Source organism: Bordetella genomosp. 9, from assembly GCF_002119725.1.
Taxonomy (GTDB): Bacteria; Pseudomonadota; Gammaproteobacteria; order Burkholderiales; family Burkholderiaceae_B; genus Bordetella_C.
On record NZ_CP021109.1, the window covers coordinates 3543368 to 3561672 of the forward strand.

Below are 18305 nucleotides of genomic sequence, written 5' to 3' on the forward strand. Positions count from 1 at the left end.
GCGCATCGAAGGCCGAACGGAGCCTGTATGAAGATGCACAACAAGACTGATTGGGATCGTGTCAAGGCGGAAGCGGCCGCTGAGGCGCCCGTCGCTCACGACCAGGAAACCGACCTCTACGATCCGAACGACGGGGCCGCGGCGCGGGCGTATTGGAGCGCGGCGAAAGTGACCAGGCCGGGCCGGCCGCGTGCCGCCGTCAAGCGGCCCTCGCTGAACATGCGCATCGACGCGGACTTGATGGAACACCCACGCCAGTGCGGAAAAGGCTGGCAGACCCGCGTTAACAACGTGCTGCGCGAGGCGGTGGAAAAAGGCGTTCTTTGAGGACGATGGCCCGCCTGCATGCGCAGACCGGGCCGTCGCGATTGGAGATCAAGCTGTGTCGTTTCCGTGATGGCAGAAAATCCACAACTTCATCAAAGTCGATGCGGACTTCGCCGCACCGGCAACGCCCGCAGTCAGCGCGAGGTCACCTGAAGGTGGCCGCGGCGCTGCGCCGCAGGCAAGCCGCGCGCATCGCCGCTCAGCGTAACCCCGCGGCACTGATGGACCCGGGAGTGCGCGATGCAATGGCGCGGCTACCCTTTGCCCCGCCGCAGCAACCGACCACGCCGATGGGGTTTCAGCAACTGATCGCCGAAGAGACGGTCCTGTGGAACGGAATCCTGCGAATGCGCAATATCAAGCTCCACTCAACCGGCCATCGTCGCACGGTTTTTCGGTGAATGTTCTCAGCGTTCGAATAGAGCCATTTCGCTCTGACCGGACTGTCGCCGAGGCGTGCTGCAAAGCAGCGCTCCGTACACGCGAGGGCGTGGAGTCACCATAGGCGCGCATGATGACACCGGGCTTTTCCGCCTGCTGTCTTTGACCCGTAAACGCTGTTCGATGTAGCTCTGTCCGTCACGCCTCAGCCAGTGCGGCGCCCGAAGGACCGGCCGACGCCCGAAATCCGGACGTGCAGTGCAGCGTGCGCGAGCTGAGCTTCACCGACGACGATATCTACCCGACCAGCGATCGGCGGTCTGCTGGTGCGGTGTCTCGTCGGAATGCGCGTAGCCGTCAGCGGCCCGTCTGACCCGGAACGGCTGCAGATTTCAGGTTACGCACTTCCGCTCTTGCCCGGGGCGAACATCCTCACGAGCCATGGCGGCGACTCCTCCTGGCGCAATGCGGAACGTATCCCGGGCACTACTACAACGTTGGAACGGAGACGAGATGCACCATCTGAAGCGGAACCTCGCACTTCTTGCTTTGGCGAGCACCACCCTGTCATGGGGAGCCATGGCATCCGAGCAAGATGCCGTATACCCGCAGCGCCCGATCACGCTGGTGATTGGCTTCCCTCCAGGCGGAAGCGCCGACGCTCTGGCCCGTCTGCTCGCGGGGTCCATGAGCGAAGCGCTGGGGCAAAAAGTCATCGTTCAGTACAAGCCTGGCGCTGGCAGTAATCTCGGCGCGGAATATGTCGCGCACGCAGCGCCCGACGGCTACACGCTCTTTCTTGGGGGGCGACCGAACATCATTCACAGAACCATGTACGGCAGCATGAAGTATGACTTTTCGCGCGACCTGATTCCTGTGGGTCTGGCGGCAACACAACCATTTGTCATGGTAAGCGGCATCCATAGCCAAATTACTACCCTGGACGATGTGATGAGGATTGCCCGAACGTATCCAGGTGCTCTCACGTGCGCATCTCCTGGAACCGGGACAACCTCGCATCTGCTTTGTGAATTGCTGCAGCAGGAAATGGACATCGACATACAGCATGTACCGTACAGCGGCGGCTCGCCCGTGCTGACGGACGTGATAGGCGGCCGGATAGATTTCTACATCGCGCCACTTGCTGGAGCGCTGCCCCAGATTCAAGCGGGTCAGCTTCGGCCCGTAGTTACGATGTCTTCGCGACGGGTACCGGCACTGCCGGATGTGCCGACGTTGGAGGAAGCCGGCGTGCCACAACTTTCAGGGCTTGAGCTTGGAGGTTGGAGCGGCCTGGTGGCGCCGTCCGGTACGCCGCCCCATGTGGTGGCAAAACTGAACCGGTCGATAAATACAGCGTTACTCGACCCGGCGCTCCGCGATGCGTTGACACGGCACGCCTTTACTACACCGCAGCCGCCAAACACGCCGGCGGCGTTCAAGGAGCTGATCGCCGAAGAAACCGATCGGTGGAACCAGATCCTGCAAATGCGGAATATCAAACCGCTTCACTGACGGACCATCGCCGGGACCACCGTCGGACTGCGCCCTCGCCAAGTCTCCTCGACGGGCAAGCGCCTTTCGTTGTGCCGGGCATTGTTGCCGGCGCAGCCACAAGGCGCGCCCCGGGCAACCGCAGTTCCTAACCCCAGCGCTACACCCCGATTTTGGCGCCCCAACATCCTCCTGATAGACTTGCGTCCTTGCCTTGGGTACCCGCCGCGCCGCATGGCGCCGATCATCGCAACTGCGGCCATGCCCCATTCCCGCTGTAGTGACTCCCGTAGTACTAGGATTCACATCATCAGATGAGAGCGGGTGGTGAATCGTGATATAGTTTCGGGCTACCTTACTCTAAGAAATCAAGGGGTTAGCCGAAAAAAGCAGCGTACTAGCGGGGTGACGCCATCCCGCAAAAGGGGTGACACCATCCCTCAAAACCGCCCATCTCGCCGTAGTTAAATGGATATAACCGGCCCCTCCTAAGGGTCAATTGGTGGTTCGATTCCACCCGGCGAGGCCAGCCCTCCTTTGACGTGTTTCTCCCCGGACGGCGATGCCCATCCGGCGCCGCCCCGCTCTCCCGCGCCCCGGGTCCCTATCCCTGGCCGGAACCAAAAAGCGCCCCTCGGCTCCAATCCCCCTTGCTTTTGTATGCCGGTGCAGGCAAATCTGCGGCGCCTGGTTGGCGCTTTCCACCTGAAGGCCGCCAACCCGGTTATGCTTTTGGCGGCATGACGGCTTAAAACGATTGTTTAAATTCCCAAGCTAACCCTATAATTCGACTCAATTTTCCGGCACGCCGGGCCGTGTCGGACTCACTCGGACCACACAACACGCTTTCCCCTATGGCGCTATTCCTGAAACGTACGGTCGTGACGGCGGTCGCCCCGCTGATGGTCGCGGCATCGCTTCTGCTGTCGCCCGGCGCCCGGGCGGCGTCCGATCCTTGCAAGGTGAACGCCAAATCGGCCGCCTGCAAGGCCGCGCAGAGCAAGACCGCGACGAAGACAACGACCACGGTCAGCAAGACCACCACGGTCTCGCAAACCCGCACCAAGACGACGATTTCCAAAACGTCGGCCAAGACCACCACCGTCGCGAAAAAGACCAGCGACGGCAAGACGAGCGCCGCCACCCGCAAGCAAGTGGTAACCGACACCACGGTGAAGTCGGGCAACACCGCCAAAAAGGTCGTTCACCGCAGCAGCGTCGCGGCCGGCAAGGTGTCCGCCGGCGCGGCGGCCGGCCATCTGGTCACGCCGTCGGCCCAGGCCGCGGCGCTGCGCTCCAGCGTCGCCTATGTGCAGGACCTGGAAACCTCGACGGTGCTTTTCGCTAAGAACGAAGACACCATCCGTCCCATCGCGTCGATTTCCAAGCTGATGACCGCGCTTGTCGTGGTGGATGCCAACCAGCCCATGGATGAGATGCTGGAGATCACCGACGACGATATCGATCGCCTGCGCCACGCCGCCTCCCGCCTTCCCGTGGGCACGCGCCTGAGCCGCGCCGACATGCTGCATCTGGCGCTGATGTCGTCGGAGAACCGGGCGGCGCATGCCCTGGGCCGCTATTACCCCGGCGGCATGCCCGCGTTCGTCAAAGCCATGAACGAAAAGGCGCGCGAACTCGGCATGATGGACACCCACTTCGTCGAGCCCACCGGCCTGTCCAGCGAAAACGTCTCGTCGCCCCGCGACCTGGTGCGCCTGCTGCGCGCGGCCTCACAGCGTCCGCTGATCCACCGCTACACGACGGACACCGAATACGACGTCGACATGGGCAAGGGCCATACGCGCACGTTCCGCAACACCAACGCCCTGGTGCGCAACGCCGACTGGGACATCAAGGTGTCGAAGACCGGCTTCATCAATGAAGCGGGCGAATGCCTGGTCATGCTGGCCCACATCCAGGGACGCGACCTGGCCATCGTGCTGCTGGATTCGCAAGGCAAATATTCCCGCATCGCGGACGCCGTCCGCATCCGCAAGTTCGTGCAGAACGAAGTGGCGATGCTGTAAGGCATGCCGCGCCGGCCGGCGCGGATCCTCACCCCGCCGCGGGGACATCGAAGGGGCGCGAATCGCGCCCCTTCGTCTTTTCTGTCAATGGACGATCTTTGTCCCCAGCACCGCCAGGAACTGCGCCATCCAGGCCGGGTGTGCGGGCCAGGCGGGCGCGGTGACGAGATTGCCGTCGGTATGCGCGCCATCGATGGCGATATCCGCGTACTCGCCGCCGGCCAGCCGCACTTCCGCCGCGCAGGCGGGATAGGCCGAACACACGCGTCCCTTCAATACGCCGGCGGCCGCGAGCAATTGCGCGCCATGGCAGATGGCCGCGATGGGCTTGCGGGCCTCGTCGAAGTGCCGCACGATCTCCAGCACGCGCGGATTCATGCGCAGGTATTCCGGCGCGCGGCCGCCTGGGATCACCAGGCCATCGTACTGCGCGGGATCGACGGCATCGAAGTCCTGGTTCAGGGAAAAGCGATGCCCCGGCTTCTCGCTGTAGGTCTGCGCACCGTCGAAATCGTGAATGGCGGTGGCCACCGTATCACCCGCCTTTTTGTCGGGGCACACGGCATGCACCGTGTGGCCGACCGCCAGCAGCGTCTGGAAGGGCACCATCGTTTCGTAGTCCTCGGCATAATCGCCGACCAGCATGAGCAACTTCTTCGCCATGGTCGTCTCCTTGGATCGGGAACGGGCCGCGGTTGCGGCCGCTGCGGACGATTGTGCCAAAAGGCCCGCGCCGGCGCATCGCCCCGGCGAGGGGCAAAGATCCGGTCAACGCATCAGGCCAGCGCGACGGACACGGGGCGGGCACCGAGCAGGTCGACCAGCACGCCGGGCGCGATGCCCAGCAGATATCCCCGCCGGCCGCCGTTGATGTAGATCACGGGATAATCGAGCACGGTCTGCTCCACCCAAACTGGCATGCGCTTGCGCGTCCCGAAGGGCGACGTTCCCCCGACCTGATATCCCGAATGCCGCTGCGCGACGTCCGGCTGGCAAGGGGCGACCTTTTTCAGGCCAGCCTGGCGTGCGAGATTCTTCGTGGACACCTCGCAATCGCCGTGCATCAGGACGATCAGCGGACGCGCCGCTTCGTCTTCCATGATCAGGGTCTTGACCACGGCATGCGGGTCCAGCTGCAACTGCCGGGCCGCTTCACCGGCGCCGCCATGATCGATGTAGTCATAGGTGTGCTCGGTGTAGGCGACCTTGTGCTGCTTCAGGAACTGGGTCGCCGGTGTCTCGGAAACGTGTCGGGATTTGCTCATGATGTCGGGACATCGAACGGCGCCACGCCAGGCGTCAGCGGCGCCCAAAGGGAAAAACAGTCGTTCCGGACGTCGCGCAAGCGGAGCGGAAAAGCACAAGGGCCGAGGCGCATGAATGCGGCTCCCGGCCCTTCGGTGTCCGTCGGGACGTCGGCCACCGCGCCGAAAGCGCGGCGGGCTGCGGTGATACCGCCTCCCGCGCGCGCCCTTGCGAGGCCGTCGTCCGCGAAGCGCGAACGTCTTACTCCATCTTGATGTTCTGCTTCTTCACGACGTCCTTCGCCCAGTCGTACTGTTGCTGGATTTCCTTGGCGAATTCCTCGGGCGTGTTGCCGGACGGCTCGGATCCCTGTTCGGCCAGGGCCTTGATCACCTTGGGGTCCTTCAGCGCCACCACGGCGGCATCGCGCAGCTTGTTCACGATGTCCATCGGCGTGCCCTTGGGCGCCAGCAGGCCGTACCACACGGGCTGGTTCAGGACCGGGTAACCGACTTCGGCGAACGTCGGGACGTCCTTGATGTCCTCGATGCGCTTGGGCCAGGCGATGGCCATGGCCTTGATCGCGCCAGCCTTGATCTGCGGCATGGACGACGGCAGGTTGTCGAACAGGATTTCGATCTGTCCGCCGACGGCATCCGCCAGCGCGGGACCGGACCCCTTGTACGGCACGTGCACGATATCGGTGCCCGTGGCCATCCTGAACGACTCGCCCATCAGGTGCAGCACGCCGCAGGTGCCCGAGCTGCCGTAGGAATACTTGCCGGGGTTCTTTTTCAGGACTTCCAGGAATTCCTTGAAGTCCTTGACCGGCATCTTCTTGGGATTGACCGAGACCACGTTCGCGGTATTGGCAAAGTTGGTGACCGGCTGGAAATCCTTGATGGGATCGTAGGGCAGATCGTTGGGACGGCAGGCCGGGTTCACCGCCATCGTGGAGACGGTGGCGATGGACAGCGTGTAGCCGTCCGGCTTGGCCTTGGCCGCTTCAGCAGCGCCGATGGCGCCGCCCGCGCCGCCCTTGTTTTCGACGACCATGGGCTGGCCCAGTTCCTGGCTCATGCGCTGCGTCACCAGCCGCGCGATGATGTCGGTGGAACCGCCCGGCGCGAAGGGCACGATCACGCGGATGGGGTTGCTGGGATACTTGTCTGCGGCCTGCGCGGATGCGGCCAGCGTGGCGGCGCCCAACGCGATGGCGGCCGTCAACGTGCGGATTTTCATCATCGAAGTAGTTCCTCCTAGTTCTTCAACCCGCCCTTTGCGGGCTGATTTGACAGCGGATGCGCCCTTGCGTCGCCTTATGGGCAGATGCGCGATCCTGCACAATCGCGCAGAATAGCAGCATTTTTTTACACAGGGTACCGGGGCTAGCCCTCTTTCCATCGGCCGCCGGGCCAGTTTCCCTTTGTACGCCACATTCGCCATTCATGTCCGTCGCCCTGCTTGTTCTGCCCGATTTTTTCCTGGTCGCGTTGGGATGGATGCTTCGGCACAAGCTGCGCTTCGAACGCGAGTTTTTCGCCGGACTCGAGCGCCTGGTGTACTTCGTGCTGTTTCCCGCGCTGCTATTCCAGGCCATCCTGCGCACGCCATTGAGCGCCGGCAGCGCGGCGCTGCTGCTGCAGGCGGTGGCCTTGGTGCTGGCCGCCGGCTACGCCGCGGCGTGGCTGGCCAGGCCGGTGCTGCGTGCGGAACCGCTGGCGCACGCGTCCGTGGCGCAATGTGCGTATCGCTTCAACACGTACATCGGGCTTGCGCTCAGCGCCAGCCTGGACGGCGCGCGCGGCCAAACCGTCATGGCGGTGCTGGTGGGGCTGGCCGTGCCGGTCGCCAACGTCATGGCCGTGCACACGCTGGCCCGCCATAACGGCGGCAATCTGGTGCGCGAGCTGTTGCGCAATCCGCTGGTGCTGTCCACGATGGCGGGCCTGGCTTGCAACTTCGGCGGCGTGCAGCTGCCGGGGCCCGTCGATACCTTCCTGGCGCGCCTGGGCGCGGCCGCCATCGCGCTGGGGATTCTATGCGTGGGCGCCAATCTGTCGTGGCAGGGTGGCCGCCGGCAAGGGGCGCTGATCGCCTGGATGGTTGCGGTGAAGCTCGCCGTGCTGCCGCTGGTGGCGATCGGCGTGGCGCGGCTGCTAGGGCTGCCGCCATTGGACGCACGCATGCTGCTGGTTTTTGCGGCGCTGCCGACGGCCTCGGCCAGCTATGTCCTGGCGATGCGCATGGGGGGCGACGGCCGCCTCGTTGCGGTGGTGATTTCGCTTGGCACGTTGATTTCCGCCGCCAGCATTCCGCTGTGGCTGGCGGCGGCGGGATGAGTGCGGTCCCGCGTCAAGCGTTACGCTTGGCGTTGGTCATTTCCGCAGGCACGACCCATTGCCGGAACTGTTCTTCGGTCACATGGCCCAGCTGCAGCGCCGCTTCTTTCAGCGACAGGTTTTCCTTGTGGGCCTTCTTCGCGATCTGCGCCGCCTTGTCGTAGCCGATGTGCGGGTTCAGCGCGGTCACCAGCATCAGCGAACGGTCGACGAGTTCGGCGATACGCTCGCGGTTGGGCTCGATGCCCTTGGCGCAATGCGCGTTGAAGCTGTTCATGCCATCGGTGAGCAGGCGCACGGACTGCAGGAAATTGTGGATCAACAGCGGCTTGAACACATTGAGTTCGAAGTTGCCGCTGGCCCCGCCGATGTTGATCGCCACGTCGTTGCCCAACACCTGAGCGCCCAGCATGGTGATGGCCTCGCATTGGGTGGGATTCACCTTGCCCGGCATGATGGAGCTTCCCGGCTCATTTTCCGGGATCCGGATTTCACCCAGTCCGGAACGGGGGCCGCTCGCCAGCCATCGCACGTCATTCGCGAGCTTGATCAGCCCGGCCGCCAGCGTCTTGAGCGCGCCATGCATGAAAAGCAGCGCCTCGTGCGAAGCCAGGGCCTGGAATTTGTTGGGCGCGGATACGAAAGCCGCGCCGGTATCGTGGGCCAGCCGCGCCGAAACGCGCGCACTGAATTCCGGATGCGCGTTCAGGCCGGTGCCCACCGCCGTGCCGCCGATGGCCAATTGATGCAAGCCCGGCAGGGCCGCGCGGATCTGCTGTTCCGACAGGTCGAGCTGGGCGACGTGGCCGGACAATTCCTGCCCCAGCGTCAGCGGGGTGGCGTCCTGCAGGTGGGTGCGGCCGATCTTGACGATGTCGTAGAAGGCCGCGCTTTTTTCCGCCAGCGTGGCGCGCAGCGACTTCAGCGCCGGCAACAGATGCTGCTCGACCTGGATGGCGGCCGCCACGTGCATGGCGGTGGGGAAGGTGTCGTTGGAAGACTGGCCGCGATTGACGTGATCGTTGGGATGCACCTTGCGGCCCTCGCCGCGCTCGCCGCCCAGGATTTCCGAGGCGCGGTTGGCCAGCACCTCGTTCATGTTCATGTTGCTCTGCGTGCCGGAGCCCGTCTGCCACACCGATAGCGGAAACTCATTGGGCCACTTGCCGGCGATGACTTCGTCGGCCGCCTGGACGATGGCATCGGCAATGCCGGAATCGAGCTCGCCCAGCTCGGCGTTGACCTGCGCCGCGGCCTTCTTCAGCCGGGCCATCGCGTCGATCAGGGGCACGGGCATTTTTTCCGTGGAGATGGCGAAAAACTGGAGCGACCGCTGGGTTTGCGCCCCCCACAGGTGGTCCGCGGGAACATCGATGGGGCCGAAGGTATCTTTCTCGGTGCGGATATTCATGAGGCTACTGCTCCGTGGTTCGCCCGGCGCGCGGCGTACCGGCGCACCGGAGGGGTCGAGGAAGGACAGGCGGACAAGCGGAATCGCGCCGGGGCCGCGACGGCGGGCCGCGCTTCCGCTTCCTATAATGCCCTGTTTTTACCACTCGACCCGCGACATGTCCGCCCCGCGCAGCCTGACCCTGCACCTGCCCGACGAAGCCGCCACCGACGCGCTGGCGCACCGGCTCGCGCCGCTGCTGAACGGCGCGGCGGGCGCGCCGGCGGGGGGCCGCGTCCACCTGTCCGGCGACCTGGGCGCTGGGAAAACGGCCTTCGTCCGGGCCCTGTTGCGCCAAAGCGGCATCCAGGGGCGGATCAAGAGTCCCAGCTATGCCTTGCTTGAAACCTATAAAGTTTCTAACTTATACTTCTATCACTTTGATTTTTATAGGTTTAGCGATCCGCGCGAGTGGCTGGACGCGGGATTCCGCGATTTATTGCGGGACGATGCGGTCGTATTGATCGAATGGCCTGAGAAGGCGGAGGGCCTGCTGCCCCCGCCGGATCTGCACATTTCCCTGGCCTATGCCGGCCCAGGACGCGATGCCACGTTGACCGCGTACACCGCTCGAGGGCAACTATGGCTGAACGCGATTGTCCCCCCCCAGGCGTCCCCCGCTCCCGCGGCGCCATGTCCCGGCGCCGGCTGATCGGCGCCGCAGCCACGCTGCTCGTCCTCCCCGTCATTCCCCGCCTGGCGCAGGCCGCGACCATTCTGGCCGTGCGTACCTGGCCCGCCGATGAATACACCCGCGTCACGCTGGAACTCGATAGCGAGTTGAAGGCGGAGCAGTTCACCCTGGAGAACCCGGACCGTCTGGTGGTCGACATCGAAGGCCTTTCCATGAGCGCTTCGCTGAACGACCTGGCGGCAAAGATCCGCGACGGCGACCCGTATATCCGCTCGCTGCGCATCGCGCAGAACCGGCCGAACGTCGTCCGTCTGGTCTTCGACCTGAAGCAACCCGTGGCGCCGCAGATCTTCACGTTGAAGCCCGTCGCCGACTATCAATACCGGCTGGTGCTGGATCTGTATCCCAAGATCGCGCAGGACCCCTTGCTGGCGATCCTGAAGAAACCGCCGCCGCCCGATGTCGACGATCCCCTGGCGCGCATTCTCGAGGACATCTCGCGCAACCCGCCGGGGCCCAATACCGCGACGATTCCGTCCTCGCCCACGCCCCTGCCCTCGCCGCAGCCGCCGGCGGTCGCGTTGCCCCGCCCATCGGACACCCCCAAGCTGGGCCGCAAGCGCATGCTGACCATCGCGCTGGACCCGGGACACGGCGGCGAGGATCCCGGCGCGAGCGGGCGCACGGGATTGCGCGAGAAAGACGTGGTGCTGCGCATTGCCCATCGCCTGAAGGCCTTGATCGACGCGCAGCCCAACATGCGGGCCTATCTGACGCGCGACGACGACTATTTCGTCCCTCTGCACGTGCGCGTGCAGAAGGCCCGTCGCGTGCGCGCCGACCTGTTCGTGTCCATACACGCCGATGCCTGGATCAAGCCCACGGCCAGCGGCTCTTCCGTGTTCGCCCTGTCCCAGCGGGGCGCTTCCAGCGCGGCGGCGCGCTGGCTGGCGAACAAGGAGAACGCGGCCGACCTGATCGGCGGCGTCAACCTGGGCGCGCATGACGAACAAGTGGCGAAGGTGCTGCTGGATTTGTCCACGACCGCGCAGATTCACGACTCGCTGAAGCTCGGCACGGTGCTTCTGGAAGAGATCAAGAAGATCAACCGGCTGCACAAGGACAGCGTGGAACAGGCGGGCTTCGCGGTGCTGAAAGCGCCCGATATTCCGTCGATCCTGGTGGAGACGGCGTTCATCAGCAATCCGAACGAAGAGGCGCTGTTGAAATCGAGCTCGCACCAGGACAAGCTGGCGATGGCGATGTTCACGGGCATCCAGCGCTACCTGACGACCAATCCGCCGCTGGCGCGCGTCGGCGACGTCAGTTGATTCCCGTGCCGGGGCGGCGGCCGGCCGGTCCGCCGTTCCGCCGTTCCGCCGTTCGCGCGCCCGCGGGCGTGGCGCTGCCCGGCTCAAGCCCGGCGGCCCGCCGCTTCAGGACTTGCGGGCGCCCGCTACGCCGCCCTGGCGGCGGCGCAAGAACTTCCAGATACCCGCAAGCACCAGGGGCAGAATCGCCGCCGCCAGGCCGACCAGCACGATCAGGTTCAGGTGCTCCTTGATCAGCGGGATGTTGCCGAAGAAATACCCGGCCGTGACCAGGCTGCCGACCCACAGCACGGCGCCGGTGATATTGAACAGCTGGAACCGCGCCACGCTCATTTCCGCCACGCCGGCCACGAAGGGGGCGAAGGTGCGCACGAGCGGGATGAAGCGCGACAGGACGATGGTCTTGCCGCCATGCTTTTCGTAGAACGCGTGGGTGCGCATCAGGGCGGAGCGGTCCAGGAACCGCACATTCATGGAAAACACGCGCGGGCCGATATACCGCCCGACAGCGTAGTTCAGCGTGTTGCCCGTGATCGCCGCCACGATCAGCAGAATCGCGAGCAGCAGGGGGTCGATATGCCCGGACGCGCCGAAGGCGCCTGCGATGAACAACAGGGAATCGCCCGGCAGAAACGGCAGGACGACGAAGCCCGTCTCGCCGAAAACGATCAGAAACAGGACCAGATAGACCCAGGAGCCATACTTGGCGACCCAGAGGCCCAGCGTCTGGTCGATATGCAGCACCATGTTGAGTAAGTCGAGCATGCGGGCGAGGACCGAAGTTGCGAGAAGTTGCGCATCGCCCCGGACTATAGCCGACCCGGCACCCCGGCTAAAATCTTCCGCACATTCTCCGCCGCCCCGCCCATGTCCGAACGCCGACCCATTGCCGCCCTGCCCGACCTGTTGATCAGCCAGATCGCCGCGGGCGAGGTCATCGAACGCCCCGCCTCGGTGCTGAAGGAACTGCTGGAAAACGCCATCGATGCGGGCGCCCGCGCCATTGAAGTGCGGCTGGAGGGCGGCGGCATCCGCCGTATCGCCGTCACCGACGACGGGGGCGGCATTCCCCCGGAAGAGCTGCCCCTGGCGCTGCGCCGCCATGCCACCAGCAAGATCGCCACGCTGGGCGAGCTGGAAGCCGTGGCCTCCATGGGTTTCCGCGGCGAGGCGTTGGCTTCCATCGCCTCGGTCGCGCAGCTGACGCTGATTTCCCGCACGCGCGACGGCGATCATGCCTGGCAGATCGACGCGGGCAGCGGCGAGCTGGCGCCGGCCTCCGGGCCGCCGGGCACGACCGTCGATGTGCGACAGTTGTTCGACGCCGTGCCGGCCCGGCGCAAGTTCCTGCGATCCGAGGCCACCGAATTCGGGCATTGCCTGGACGCGCTGGAGCGCATCGCGCTGGCGCATCCCGGCATCGCGTTTCGCCTGTTTCATCATGATCGCGCGCATCGGCAGTGGCTGCCGGCCGCGCCGGCGCAGCGCATCCGGGACGTGCTGGGGGCTGAATTCGCCGATCACGGCCTTGCCGTCGGCCGTGCCCTGGGGCCGGTCGAACTTTCCGGCATGATCACCCGTCCCACCGCGGCCCGCGCGCGCGCAGACCGGCAATACCTGTACGTGAACGGCCGCTTCGTACGCGACCGCACCGTCAGCCATGCGTTGCGCAGCGCCTATGCGGACGTGCTGCACGGCGACCGCCAGCCGGCTTATGTGCTGTTTCTGAACATCGACCCCGCCGCGGTGGACGTCAACGTTCATCCGGCAAAGCACGAGGTCCGCTTCCGCGATAGCGGCGCGGTGCACCGCTTCGTGTCCCAGGCGGTATCGGACGCGCTCGCGCAGACAGGGGGCCAGCACCTTACAAGCGGGGCTGGCATTCCTCAGGCAGCGCCCGCCACGCCGGGCGTGGCCGCCGGCGGCGCGCCGACATCGGGGGCGCGGGACGCCGTAGAGGCCGGAATCGCAGCGCCGGCCGTCTTCACCGCGGAAAGCGCCGCCCATGCCGCCGCGCCGGGCCCAGGCATGGCGTCAAGCTATCGAGCCGGCGCTTCGTCTCCGTCCTCCCAACGGCCCCATACCCAAATGCCGTTCCGCCTGCACGGCGCCCATGGCGGCGGCGGTTCCGCGGATTGGCAAAGTCTGTACCGGCCGCTCGAGCACGATGGTGCGCATGCCGCGCCATCCGGCCACGGCGGTCCGGGCCTTGCCGACGGCGCGGCGGGTAGCGGTTCGGGCGGATCGATCCCCGACGGCTACGCCATGGCGCCCACCCCGGGCGACGCGCCGTCCTTGCGTGAGCCGGGGCCGGGCAACGCCGCCCTGCCCGCCGACGAAGAATTCCCGCTGGGAATGGCGCTGGGCCAGCTGCATGGCATCTACATCCTTGCGCAGAACGCTCGGGGCCTGGTGCTGGTCGATATGCACGCCGCTCACGAACGCGTGGTGTACGAGCAATTGAAGCGCGCGCTGGACGCGCGCAGCATGCCGCGTCAGGATCTCCTGGTGCCCGTGGTTTTCAATGCCCCGGAAAAGGACGTGGCGCTGGTCGAGGAATGCGAGACGCAGCTGGAGGAACTGGGTTTCCGCATGCGTCCCGCTGGGCCGGCCTCGATCGCGGTGCGCTCCGTGCCCGCGCTGTTGGCCCGCGGCGATGTGGAATCGCTGGCCCGCGCGGTGCTGCGCGACCTGGCGGCAGTGGGGGTGTCGCGCCTGCTGACCGAACAACGCAACGAACTGCTGGCCACGATGGCCTGCCATGGCTCGGTGCGCGCCAACCGCCGGCTCACCATAGAAGAAATGAACGCGCTGCTGCGCCGCATGGAAGCCACCGAACGCGCCGACCAGTGCAATCACGGCCGTCCCACCTGGGTGCAGTGGACGGTCGGCGAACTGGACCGGCTGTTCCTGCGCGGTCAATAGCAAACGCGCCCACGCACCGCATGACACCCCGTCCCATCCTTTGCCTGACCGGCCCCACCGCGGCCGGCAAAAGCGCCGCCACGCTGGCATTGGCGCGCCGCTGGCCGATCGAGATCATCAATGTCGACTCGGCCACCATCTACCGCGGCATGGACATCGGCACCGCCAAGCCCAGCGCCGAAGAGCGCGAGCGCGTGCCACAGCATCTGCTGGACATCCGGGACCCCGCGCAGAACTATTCCGCCGCGGACTTCCGGGCCGACGCGCTGCGCCTGATCGACGCGATTCATGAGCGGGGCCGCATGCCGGTGCTTGCCGGCGGCACCATGCTGTACTTCAAGGCCCTGCGCGAAGGCTTGGACGACCTGCCGTCGGCGGATCCCGCCCTGCGTACGGAACTGGAACGGCGCGCCGCCGACGCCGGATGGCCGGCCATGCACCAAGAGCTGGCCCGCCTGGACCCCGTCACTGCGGCGCGTCTGGCCCCCAACGACAGCCAGCGGATACAGCGGGCGCTGGAAGTCTGCCTGGTCAGCGGGCAACCCATGTCCGCCCTGCTCCAACGCGCGGCCAGGCAGCGGGCGCAATCCGGCGGCGCGCCGCAAACGCAGCGATACGTCACGATCAGCCTGGAGCCATCGGACCGATCGGCTTTGCACGCGCGCATCGCGCAGCGCTTCGACCTCATGCTGGCGCAAGGGTTGATCGATGAAGTGCGCGCCCTGCGGGCCCGTGGGGACTTGCATGCGGGTCTGCCATCCGTACGTTGCGTGGGGTACCGGCAGATGTGGAGCTATCTCGAGGGCGAGATGGATCTGGAGGAGGCGCGCGCCAGCGGCATCGCCGCTACCCGCCAGCTCGCCAAGCGCCAGCTCACGTGGCTGCGCGCACAGCCGGATCGCATGGTGGTGGACTGCCTGGCGCCCGACGCGGCCGACCAGGTGATACGCGCGTGGGCCGAAGTGCTCGGCTGACGCACGCGAAGCGTTCCAGAACGTGGAAAAACGCCGGGCCGCGCAGAGGCGGCCCGTATCGATGGAACGCAGGGCGCCGACTGCCGCCCGCGCTCCGGCCCGAATGCGCGGCTCAACGCACCACAGTCTGCGGCGCGTCGCCGTCGCGGGCGACGATTTCGCCGATGCGCGACACGGTTTCACCATGCTCGCGCAGCGTGCCGGCAACCGCATCGGCCTGGGCGGCGTCCACGACGATCGCCATGCCGATGCCGCAGTTGAACACCCTGTGCATCTCGGCATCGGCCACGCCGCCTTGCTGCTGCAGCCAGCTGAACAGGGGCGGCATGGCCCAGGCGTCGCGATGCAGGACGGCCGCGACGCCGCTCTGCAGGATGCGCGGCACGTTTTCCACCAGTCCGCCGCCGGTGATATGGGCCAGGCCCTTGATGGCGGCGCCGTGCTGCGCCAGCGCGGCCAGCACCGGCTTGACGTAGATGCGGGTGGGCGCCATGACGGCATCGACCAGCGGCTGGCCGTGGAAATCCTGGTCCGGCCGCGCGCCGGCGCGCTCCAGGATCTTGCGCACCAGCGAATAGCCGTTCGAGTGCGCGCCGCTGGACGCCAGGCCCAGAATGGCGTCGCCCGGACGGATCGACTTGCCGTCGATGATCGCGGACTTCTCCACGGCCCCCACGGCGAATCCCGCCAGATCGTATTCGCCGTCGGGATACATGCCGGGCATCTCGGCGGTCTCGCCGCCGATCAGCGCGCAGCCGGCCTGCTCGCAGCCGCGCGCAATGCCGCCGACCACGGCGGCCGCGGTGTCGACGGACAGCTTGCCGCAGGCGAAGTAGTCCAGGAAAAACAGCGGTTCCGCGCCCTGGACCAGGATGTCGTTCACGCTCATCGCCACCAGGTCGATGCCCACGGTGTCGTGCCGGTTCCACTGGAAGGCCAGCTTCAACTTGGTCCCCACGCCATCCGTGCCGGACACCAGCACCGGCTCGCGGTATTTCCCGGGGACTTGGAACAGCGCGCCGAAGCCGCCGATGCCTGCCAGCACGCCGGGCCGCATGGTGCGGGCGGCCAGCGGCTTGATGCGGTCGACCAGGGCATCGCCCGCGTCGATGTCGACGCCGGCATCGCGGTAGGTCAACGGGGCGGAAGGTTGATTTGTCATGAGAAAAACCGTGGGGTGTGTAAAAATTGCGGGATTTTTTCGAGTCAGCTTTCCGGATTTTACGATGAGCCCACCCATTCCACGCCGCACGGGCCGCGGACGGTCGATCCGTCGCGCGATCTCCGCTGCGGGCGGCCGCCACGGCGCCCTTTGCCGCGCCGGCCGGCCGGCGCCGAGGGGTGGAGCCATGCCCGCCCCATGAATCGCCAGCTGCTGCTAGATGTCCTTCCCGAGCCGGCGCCATCGCTGGGCAACTACATCGCGGGCCCCAACGGGCAGGCGCTGGAAGCGGCACGCCAGTTGGCGCCGGGACGGGCGCTGTACCTGTGGGGCCAGGCCGGCTGCGGCCGCACGCATCTGCTGCGCGCCATCGCCGCCACGCCGGAAGGACGCTACGTGAGCGCCGACGAGGCCGGCGCCGAACTGGCCATGCTCGCGCAGCGCGAACCGGACGACCGCATGCCGCCCATCGTGGCGGTGGATGACCTGCACCGGATGAGCGAGACCGGACAGGCGGCCCTGTTTGCCCTGTACAATCGCTGGCGCGAGTCGGCGGCCACGCAACATGCCTTCGCGCTGGCCGTCGCGGGCGACCGCGCGCCCCTGGCGATGCCGCTGCGCGAAGACCTTCGCACCCGGTTGGGCTGGGACCTGGTCTTCCGTCTGGATCCGCTTTCAGACGCCGACAAACTGGCCGCGCTGGCGGCGCAGGCCGCCGAACGCGGACTGCAACTGGCGCCGGAAGTCATCAACTGGATGCTGACGCATTACGAGCGCGACATGCGGCGCCTGGCCGCCCTGCTCGACGCGCTGGACCGCTATTCGCTGGCCACGCGCCGCCCCCTGACCATACCGCTGCTGCGCGCGATGCTGGCGGACCCCGATACCCCTACCTCATGACTGCTGCACGCCTGGCTCTCTTCGATCTCGATCACACGCTGCTGCCCCTGGACAGCGACTACCAATGGGCGGACTTCCTGGCCCGCACCGGCCGGGCGGGCGATCCCGAAGAAGCGCGGGCGCGCAACGAGGACCTGATGGAGCGCTACAACCGCGGCGAGCTGACGGCGCAGCAGTCCGCGGAATTCATGCTGGGGCTCCTGGCGGCGCACACGCCCTTCGACCTGGCCCGCTGGCACGAGGAATACATGGCCGAAGTCATCCGGCCGGCCATCGGGCTGGCCGCCGTGCGTTTGGTGCAGGACCATCTGGCCGCCGGCGACCTGTGCGCCATCGTCACGGCCACCAACCACTTCGTCACGGCGCCCATCGCCCGCGCCTTCGGCGTGCCGAACCTGATCGCGACCATTCCCGAGTATGTGGCGGGACGCTATACGGGCCGCATTGAAGGCACGCCCAGCTTCAAGGAAGGCAAGGTGACCCGCGTGCATGACTGGCTCGCCGCAATGGGGCTGACGCTTGCGGATTTTTCCGAAACGTTTTTTTATAGCGACTCCATCAACGACGTCCCGTTGCTGGAGGCGGTCAGCCAGCCGGTCGCGACCAATCCCAGCCCCGCACTGCGCGACATCGCGCACTCGCGCGGCTGGCGCGTGCTTGAGCTGTTTGCCCATATGGAAGATGAGAAGTCATAGCCCACTCCCGAAGCGCTTGCGCGCTTCCCCCTCGAGGGGGCGCGCCTGCGGACCGGCAAAGCCGGATCCGCGGCGCCCCGATCGGGCGGCACCTGTGCGTTCACGGGGGGACGCTGGCGGACCGGCAGAGCCGGATCCGCGGCGCCCCGATGGGGCGGCACCCGTGCGCTCAAGGGGGCGACGCTGGCGGACCGGCGAAGCCGGATCCGCGGCGTCCCCGGCCGGGTTGCGCCGGATTCGTGCGGCGGGCGGCGTCAGGATGCACAGAATGAGCTTTCACGCCAACAGCAGTGCAGGTTTCGCGTTCAAGCGGGTGACTCGGCAAAGAAGCGGAAAAAGCCGATTTGCTGTGTCGCCAATCGAGCTTTATCCATCTCAAGCGGTGCGGGTGGCGCGCAGCGCCATGGAGCACTGA

General features: G+C 66.4%; 18 protein-coding genes and 1 tRNA gene. 13 read left to right on the top strand and 6 right to left on the bottom strand.

Going from position 1 to position 18305, the window contains the following annotated elements; translation table 11 throughout:
• The first annotated feature begins 27 nt into the window (after positions 1-27).
• From CAL13_RS16275 to pbpG, 5 genes are all read left to right on the top strand, one after another.
• Positions 28-327 carry a BrnA antitoxin family protein gene (locus CAL13_RS16275; protein WP_086072957.1) on the top strand — a complete coding sequence of 100 codons (300 nt, stop codon included), beginning with the start codon at positions 28-30 and terminating at the stop codon, positions 325-327.
• 5 nt (positions 328-332) lie between these two features.
• The gene (locus CAL13_RS21270; protein WP_157664887.1) at positions 333-728 is read left to right on the top strand and encodes a hypothetical protein; all 396 of its coding nucleotides are present in this window, start codon (positions 333-335) and stop codon (positions 726-728) included.
• Between the two features lie 493 nt (positions 729-1221).
• On the top strand, positions 1222-2223 hold the full coding sequence (locus tag CAL13_RS16280) for a Bug family tripartite tricarboxylate transporter substrate binding protein (protein WP_157664888.1): 1002 nt from the start codon (positions 1222-1224) through the stop codon (positions 2221-2223).
• Positions 2224-2656: 433 nt separating this feature from the next.
• Positions 2657-2731, top strand: a tRNA-Arg gene (locus CAL13_RS16285).
• Between the two features lie 325 nt (positions 2732-3056).
• Complete coding sequence (pbpG, locus tag CAL13_RS16290; RefSeq protein WP_232467679.1) at positions 3057-4232, top strand: D-alanyl-D-alanine endopeptidase; 1176 nt, start codon at positions 3057-3059, stop codon at positions 4230-4232.
• 84 nt (positions 4233-4316) lie between these two features.
• Here pbpG and CAL13_RS16295 read toward each other — a convergent pair whose 3' ends face one another.
• The 3 genes from CAL13_RS16295 to CAL13_RS16305 form a co-directional block, all read right to left on the bottom strand.
• Complete coding sequence (locus tag CAL13_RS16295) at positions 4317-4895, bottom strand: DJ-1/PfpI family protein (protein ID WP_086058314.1); 579 nt, start codon at positions 4893-4895, stop codon at positions 4317-4319.
• A gap of 113 nt (positions 4896-5008) precedes the next feature.
• Positions 5009-5497 carry an aminoacyl-tRNA deacylase gene (locus CAL13_RS16300; protein ID WP_086072959.1) on the bottom strand — a complete coding sequence of 163 codons (489 nt, stop codon included), beginning with the start codon at positions 5495-5497 and terminating at the stop codon, positions 5009-5011.
• A gap of 241 nt (positions 5498-5738) precedes the next feature.
• Positions 5739-6722 (bottom strand): tripartite tricarboxylate transporter substrate binding protein BugE, encoded by a 984-nt coding sequence (locus tag CAL13_RS16305; RefSeq protein ID WP_086058316.1) that lies wholly within the window; start codon positions 6720-6722, stop codon positions 5739-5741.
• A gap of 203 nt (positions 6723-6925) precedes the next feature.
• Between CAL13_RS16305 and CAL13_RS16310 the strand changes: the two genes are divergently transcribed.
• Complete coding sequence (locus tag CAL13_RS16310) at positions 6926-7819, top strand: AEC family transporter (protein WP_086072960.1); 894 nt, start codon at positions 6926-6928, stop codon at positions 7817-7819.
• A gap of 13 nt (positions 7820-7832) precedes the next feature.
• On the opposite strand, the gene fumC is transcribed toward CAL13_RS16310, so the two are convergent.
• Positions 7833-9230 (bottom strand): class II fumarate hydratase, encoded by a 1398-nt coding sequence (gene fumC, locus CAL13_RS16315; RefSeq protein WP_086058318.1) that lies wholly within the window; start codon positions 9228-9230, stop codon positions 7833-7835.
• A 157-nt stretch (positions 9231-9387) separates the two neighbouring features.
• Between fumC and tsaE the strand changes: the two genes are divergently transcribed.
• Together tsaE and CAL13_RS16325 are read left to right on the top strand one after the other, a co-directional pair.
• Entirely contained in the window at positions 9388-9921 is a 534-nt protein-coding gene (gene tsaE, locus CAL13_RS16320; RefSeq protein WP_086073692.1) for a tRNA (adenosine(37)-N6)-threonylcarbamoyltransferase complex ATPase subunit type 1 TsaE, read from the top strand.
• Positions 9852-11234, top strand: a complete 1383-nt coding sequence (locus CAL13_RS16325; protein WP_157664889.1) for an N-acetylmuramoyl-L-alanine amidase — start codon at positions 9852-9854, stop codon at positions 11232-11234. Before tsaE ends, CAL13_RS16325 begins: the two co-directional genes overlap by 70 nt.
• Positions 11235-11339: 105 nt before the next feature.
• On the opposite strand, the gene CAL13_RS16330 is transcribed toward CAL13_RS16325, so the two are convergent.
• A complete protein-coding gene (locus CAL13_RS16330) occupies positions 11340-11999 on the bottom strand; it encodes a VTT domain-containing protein (RefSeq protein WP_086058320.1) in 660 nt (219 codons plus the stop codon).
• A gap of 102 nt (positions 12000-12101) precedes the next feature.
• Between CAL13_RS16330 and mutL the strand changes: the two genes are divergently transcribed.
• Positions 12102-14159, top strand: coding sequence for a DNA mismatch repair endonuclease MutL (mutL, locus tag CAL13_RS16335; RefSeq protein ID WP_086072961.1), 2058 nt, complete (start codon positions 12102-12104; stop codon positions 14157-14159).
• Between the two features lie 20 nt (positions 14160-14179).
• Positions 14180-15133 carry a tRNA (adenosine(37)-N6)-dimethylallyltransferase MiaA gene (gene miaA, locus CAL13_RS16340; protein ID WP_086072962.1) on the top strand — a complete coding sequence of 318 codons (954 nt, stop codon included), beginning with the start codon at positions 14180-14182 and terminating at the stop codon, positions 15131-15133.
• 112 nt (positions 15134-15245) lie between these two features.
• Here the strand turns inward: miaA and purM are convergent, their stop codons facing one another.
• Positions 15246-16295, bottom strand: coding sequence for a phosphoribosylformylglycinamidine cyclo-ligase (purM, locus tag CAL13_RS16345; RefSeq protein ID WP_086072963.1), 1050 nt, complete (start codon positions 16293-16295; stop codon positions 15246-15248).
• 198 nt (positions 16296-16493) lie between these two features.
• Between purM and hda the strand changes: the two genes are divergently transcribed.
• From hda to CAL13_RS21275, 3 genes are all read left to right on the top strand, one after another.
• On the top strand, positions 16494-17195 hold the full coding sequence (gene hda / locus CAL13_RS16350; protein WP_086058324.1) for a DnaA regulatory inactivator Hda: 702 nt from the start codon (positions 16494-16496) through the stop codon (positions 17193-17195).
• A complete protein-coding gene (locus CAL13_RS16355) occupies positions 17192-17890 on the top strand; it encodes an HAD family hydrolase (protein WP_086072964.1) in 699 nt (232 codons plus the stop codon). Before hda ends, CAL13_RS16355 begins: the two co-directional genes overlap by 4 nt.
• 268 nt (positions 17891-18158) lie before the next feature.
• Entirely contained in the window at positions 18159-18305 is a 147-nt protein-coding gene (locus CAL13_RS21275; RefSeq protein WP_157664500.1) for a hypothetical protein, read from the top strand.

Bases quoted from the DNA above. Each gene is read 5' to 3' on its own strand.
- fumC (WP_086058318.1), bottom strand. From the start codon at position 9,230: ATGAATATCCGCACCGAGAAAGATACCTTCGGCCCCATCGATGTTCCC.
- CAL13_RS16325 (WP_157664889.1), top strand. From the start codon at position 9,852: ATGGCTGAACGCGATTGTCCCCCCCCAGGCGTCCCCCGCTCCCGCGGC.
- tsaE (WP_086073692.1), top strand. From the start codon at position 9,388: ATGTCCGCCCCGCGCAGCCTGACCCTGCACCTGCCCGACGAAGCCGCC.
- CAL13_RS16300 (WP_086072959.1), bottom strand. From the start codon at position 5,497: ATGAGCAAATCCCGACACGTTTCCGAGACACCGGCGACCCAGTTCCTG.
- CAL13_RS16310 (WP_086072960.1), top strand. From the start codon at position 6,926: ATGTCCGTCGCCCTGCTTGTTCTGCCCGATTTTTTCCTGGTCGCGTTG.
- CAL13_RS21275 (WP_157664500.1), top strand. From the start codon at position 18,159: ATGAGCTTTCACGCCAACAGCAGTGCAGGTTTCGCGTTCAAGCGGGTG.
- hda (WP_086058324.1), top strand. From the start codon at position 16,494: ATGAATCGCCAGCTGCTGCTAGATGTCCTTCCCGAGCCGGCGCCATCG.
- mutL (WP_086072961.1), top strand. From the start codon at position 12,102: ATGTCCGAACGCCGACCCATTGCCGCCCTGCCCGACCTGTTGATCAGC.
- CAL13_RS16280 (WP_157664888.1), top strand. From the start codon at position 1,222: ATGCACCATCTGAAGCGGAACCTCGCACTTCTTGCTTTGGCGAGCACC.
- CAL13_RS16275 (WP_086072957.1), top strand. From the start codon at position 28: ATGAAGATGCACAACAAGACTGATTGGGATCGTGTCAAGGCGGAAGCG.
- CAL13_RS16295 (WP_086058314.1), bottom strand. From the start codon at position 4,895: ATGGCGAAGAAGTTGCTCATGCTGGTCGGCGATTATGCCGAGGACTAC.
- CAL13_RS21270 (WP_157664887.1), top strand. From the start codon at position 333: ATGGCCCGCCTGCATGCGCAGACCGGGCCGTCGCGATTGGAGATCAAG.
- purM (WP_086072963.1), bottom strand. From the start codon at position 16,295: ATGACAAATCAACCTTCCGCCCCGTTGACCTACCGCGATGCCGGCGTC.
- CAL13_RS16355 (WP_086072964.1), top strand. From the start codon at position 17,192: ATGACTGCTGCACGCCTGGCTCTCTTCGATCTCGATCACACGCTGCTG.
- miaA (WP_086072962.1), top strand. From the start codon at position 14,180: ATGACACCCCGTCCCATCCTTTGCCTGACCGGCCCCACCGCGGCCGGC.
- pbpG (WP_232467679.1), top strand. From the start codon at position 3,057: ATGGCGCTATTCCTGAAACGTACGGTCGTGACGGCGGTCGCCCCGCTG.
- CAL13_RS16330 (WP_086058320.1), bottom strand. From the start codon at position 11,999: ATGCTCGACTTACTCAACATGGTGCTGCATATCGACCAGACGCTGGGC.
- CAL13_RS16305 (WP_086058316.1), bottom strand. From the start codon at position 6,722: ATGATGAAAATCCGCACGTTGACGGCCGCCATCGCGTTGGGCGCCGCC.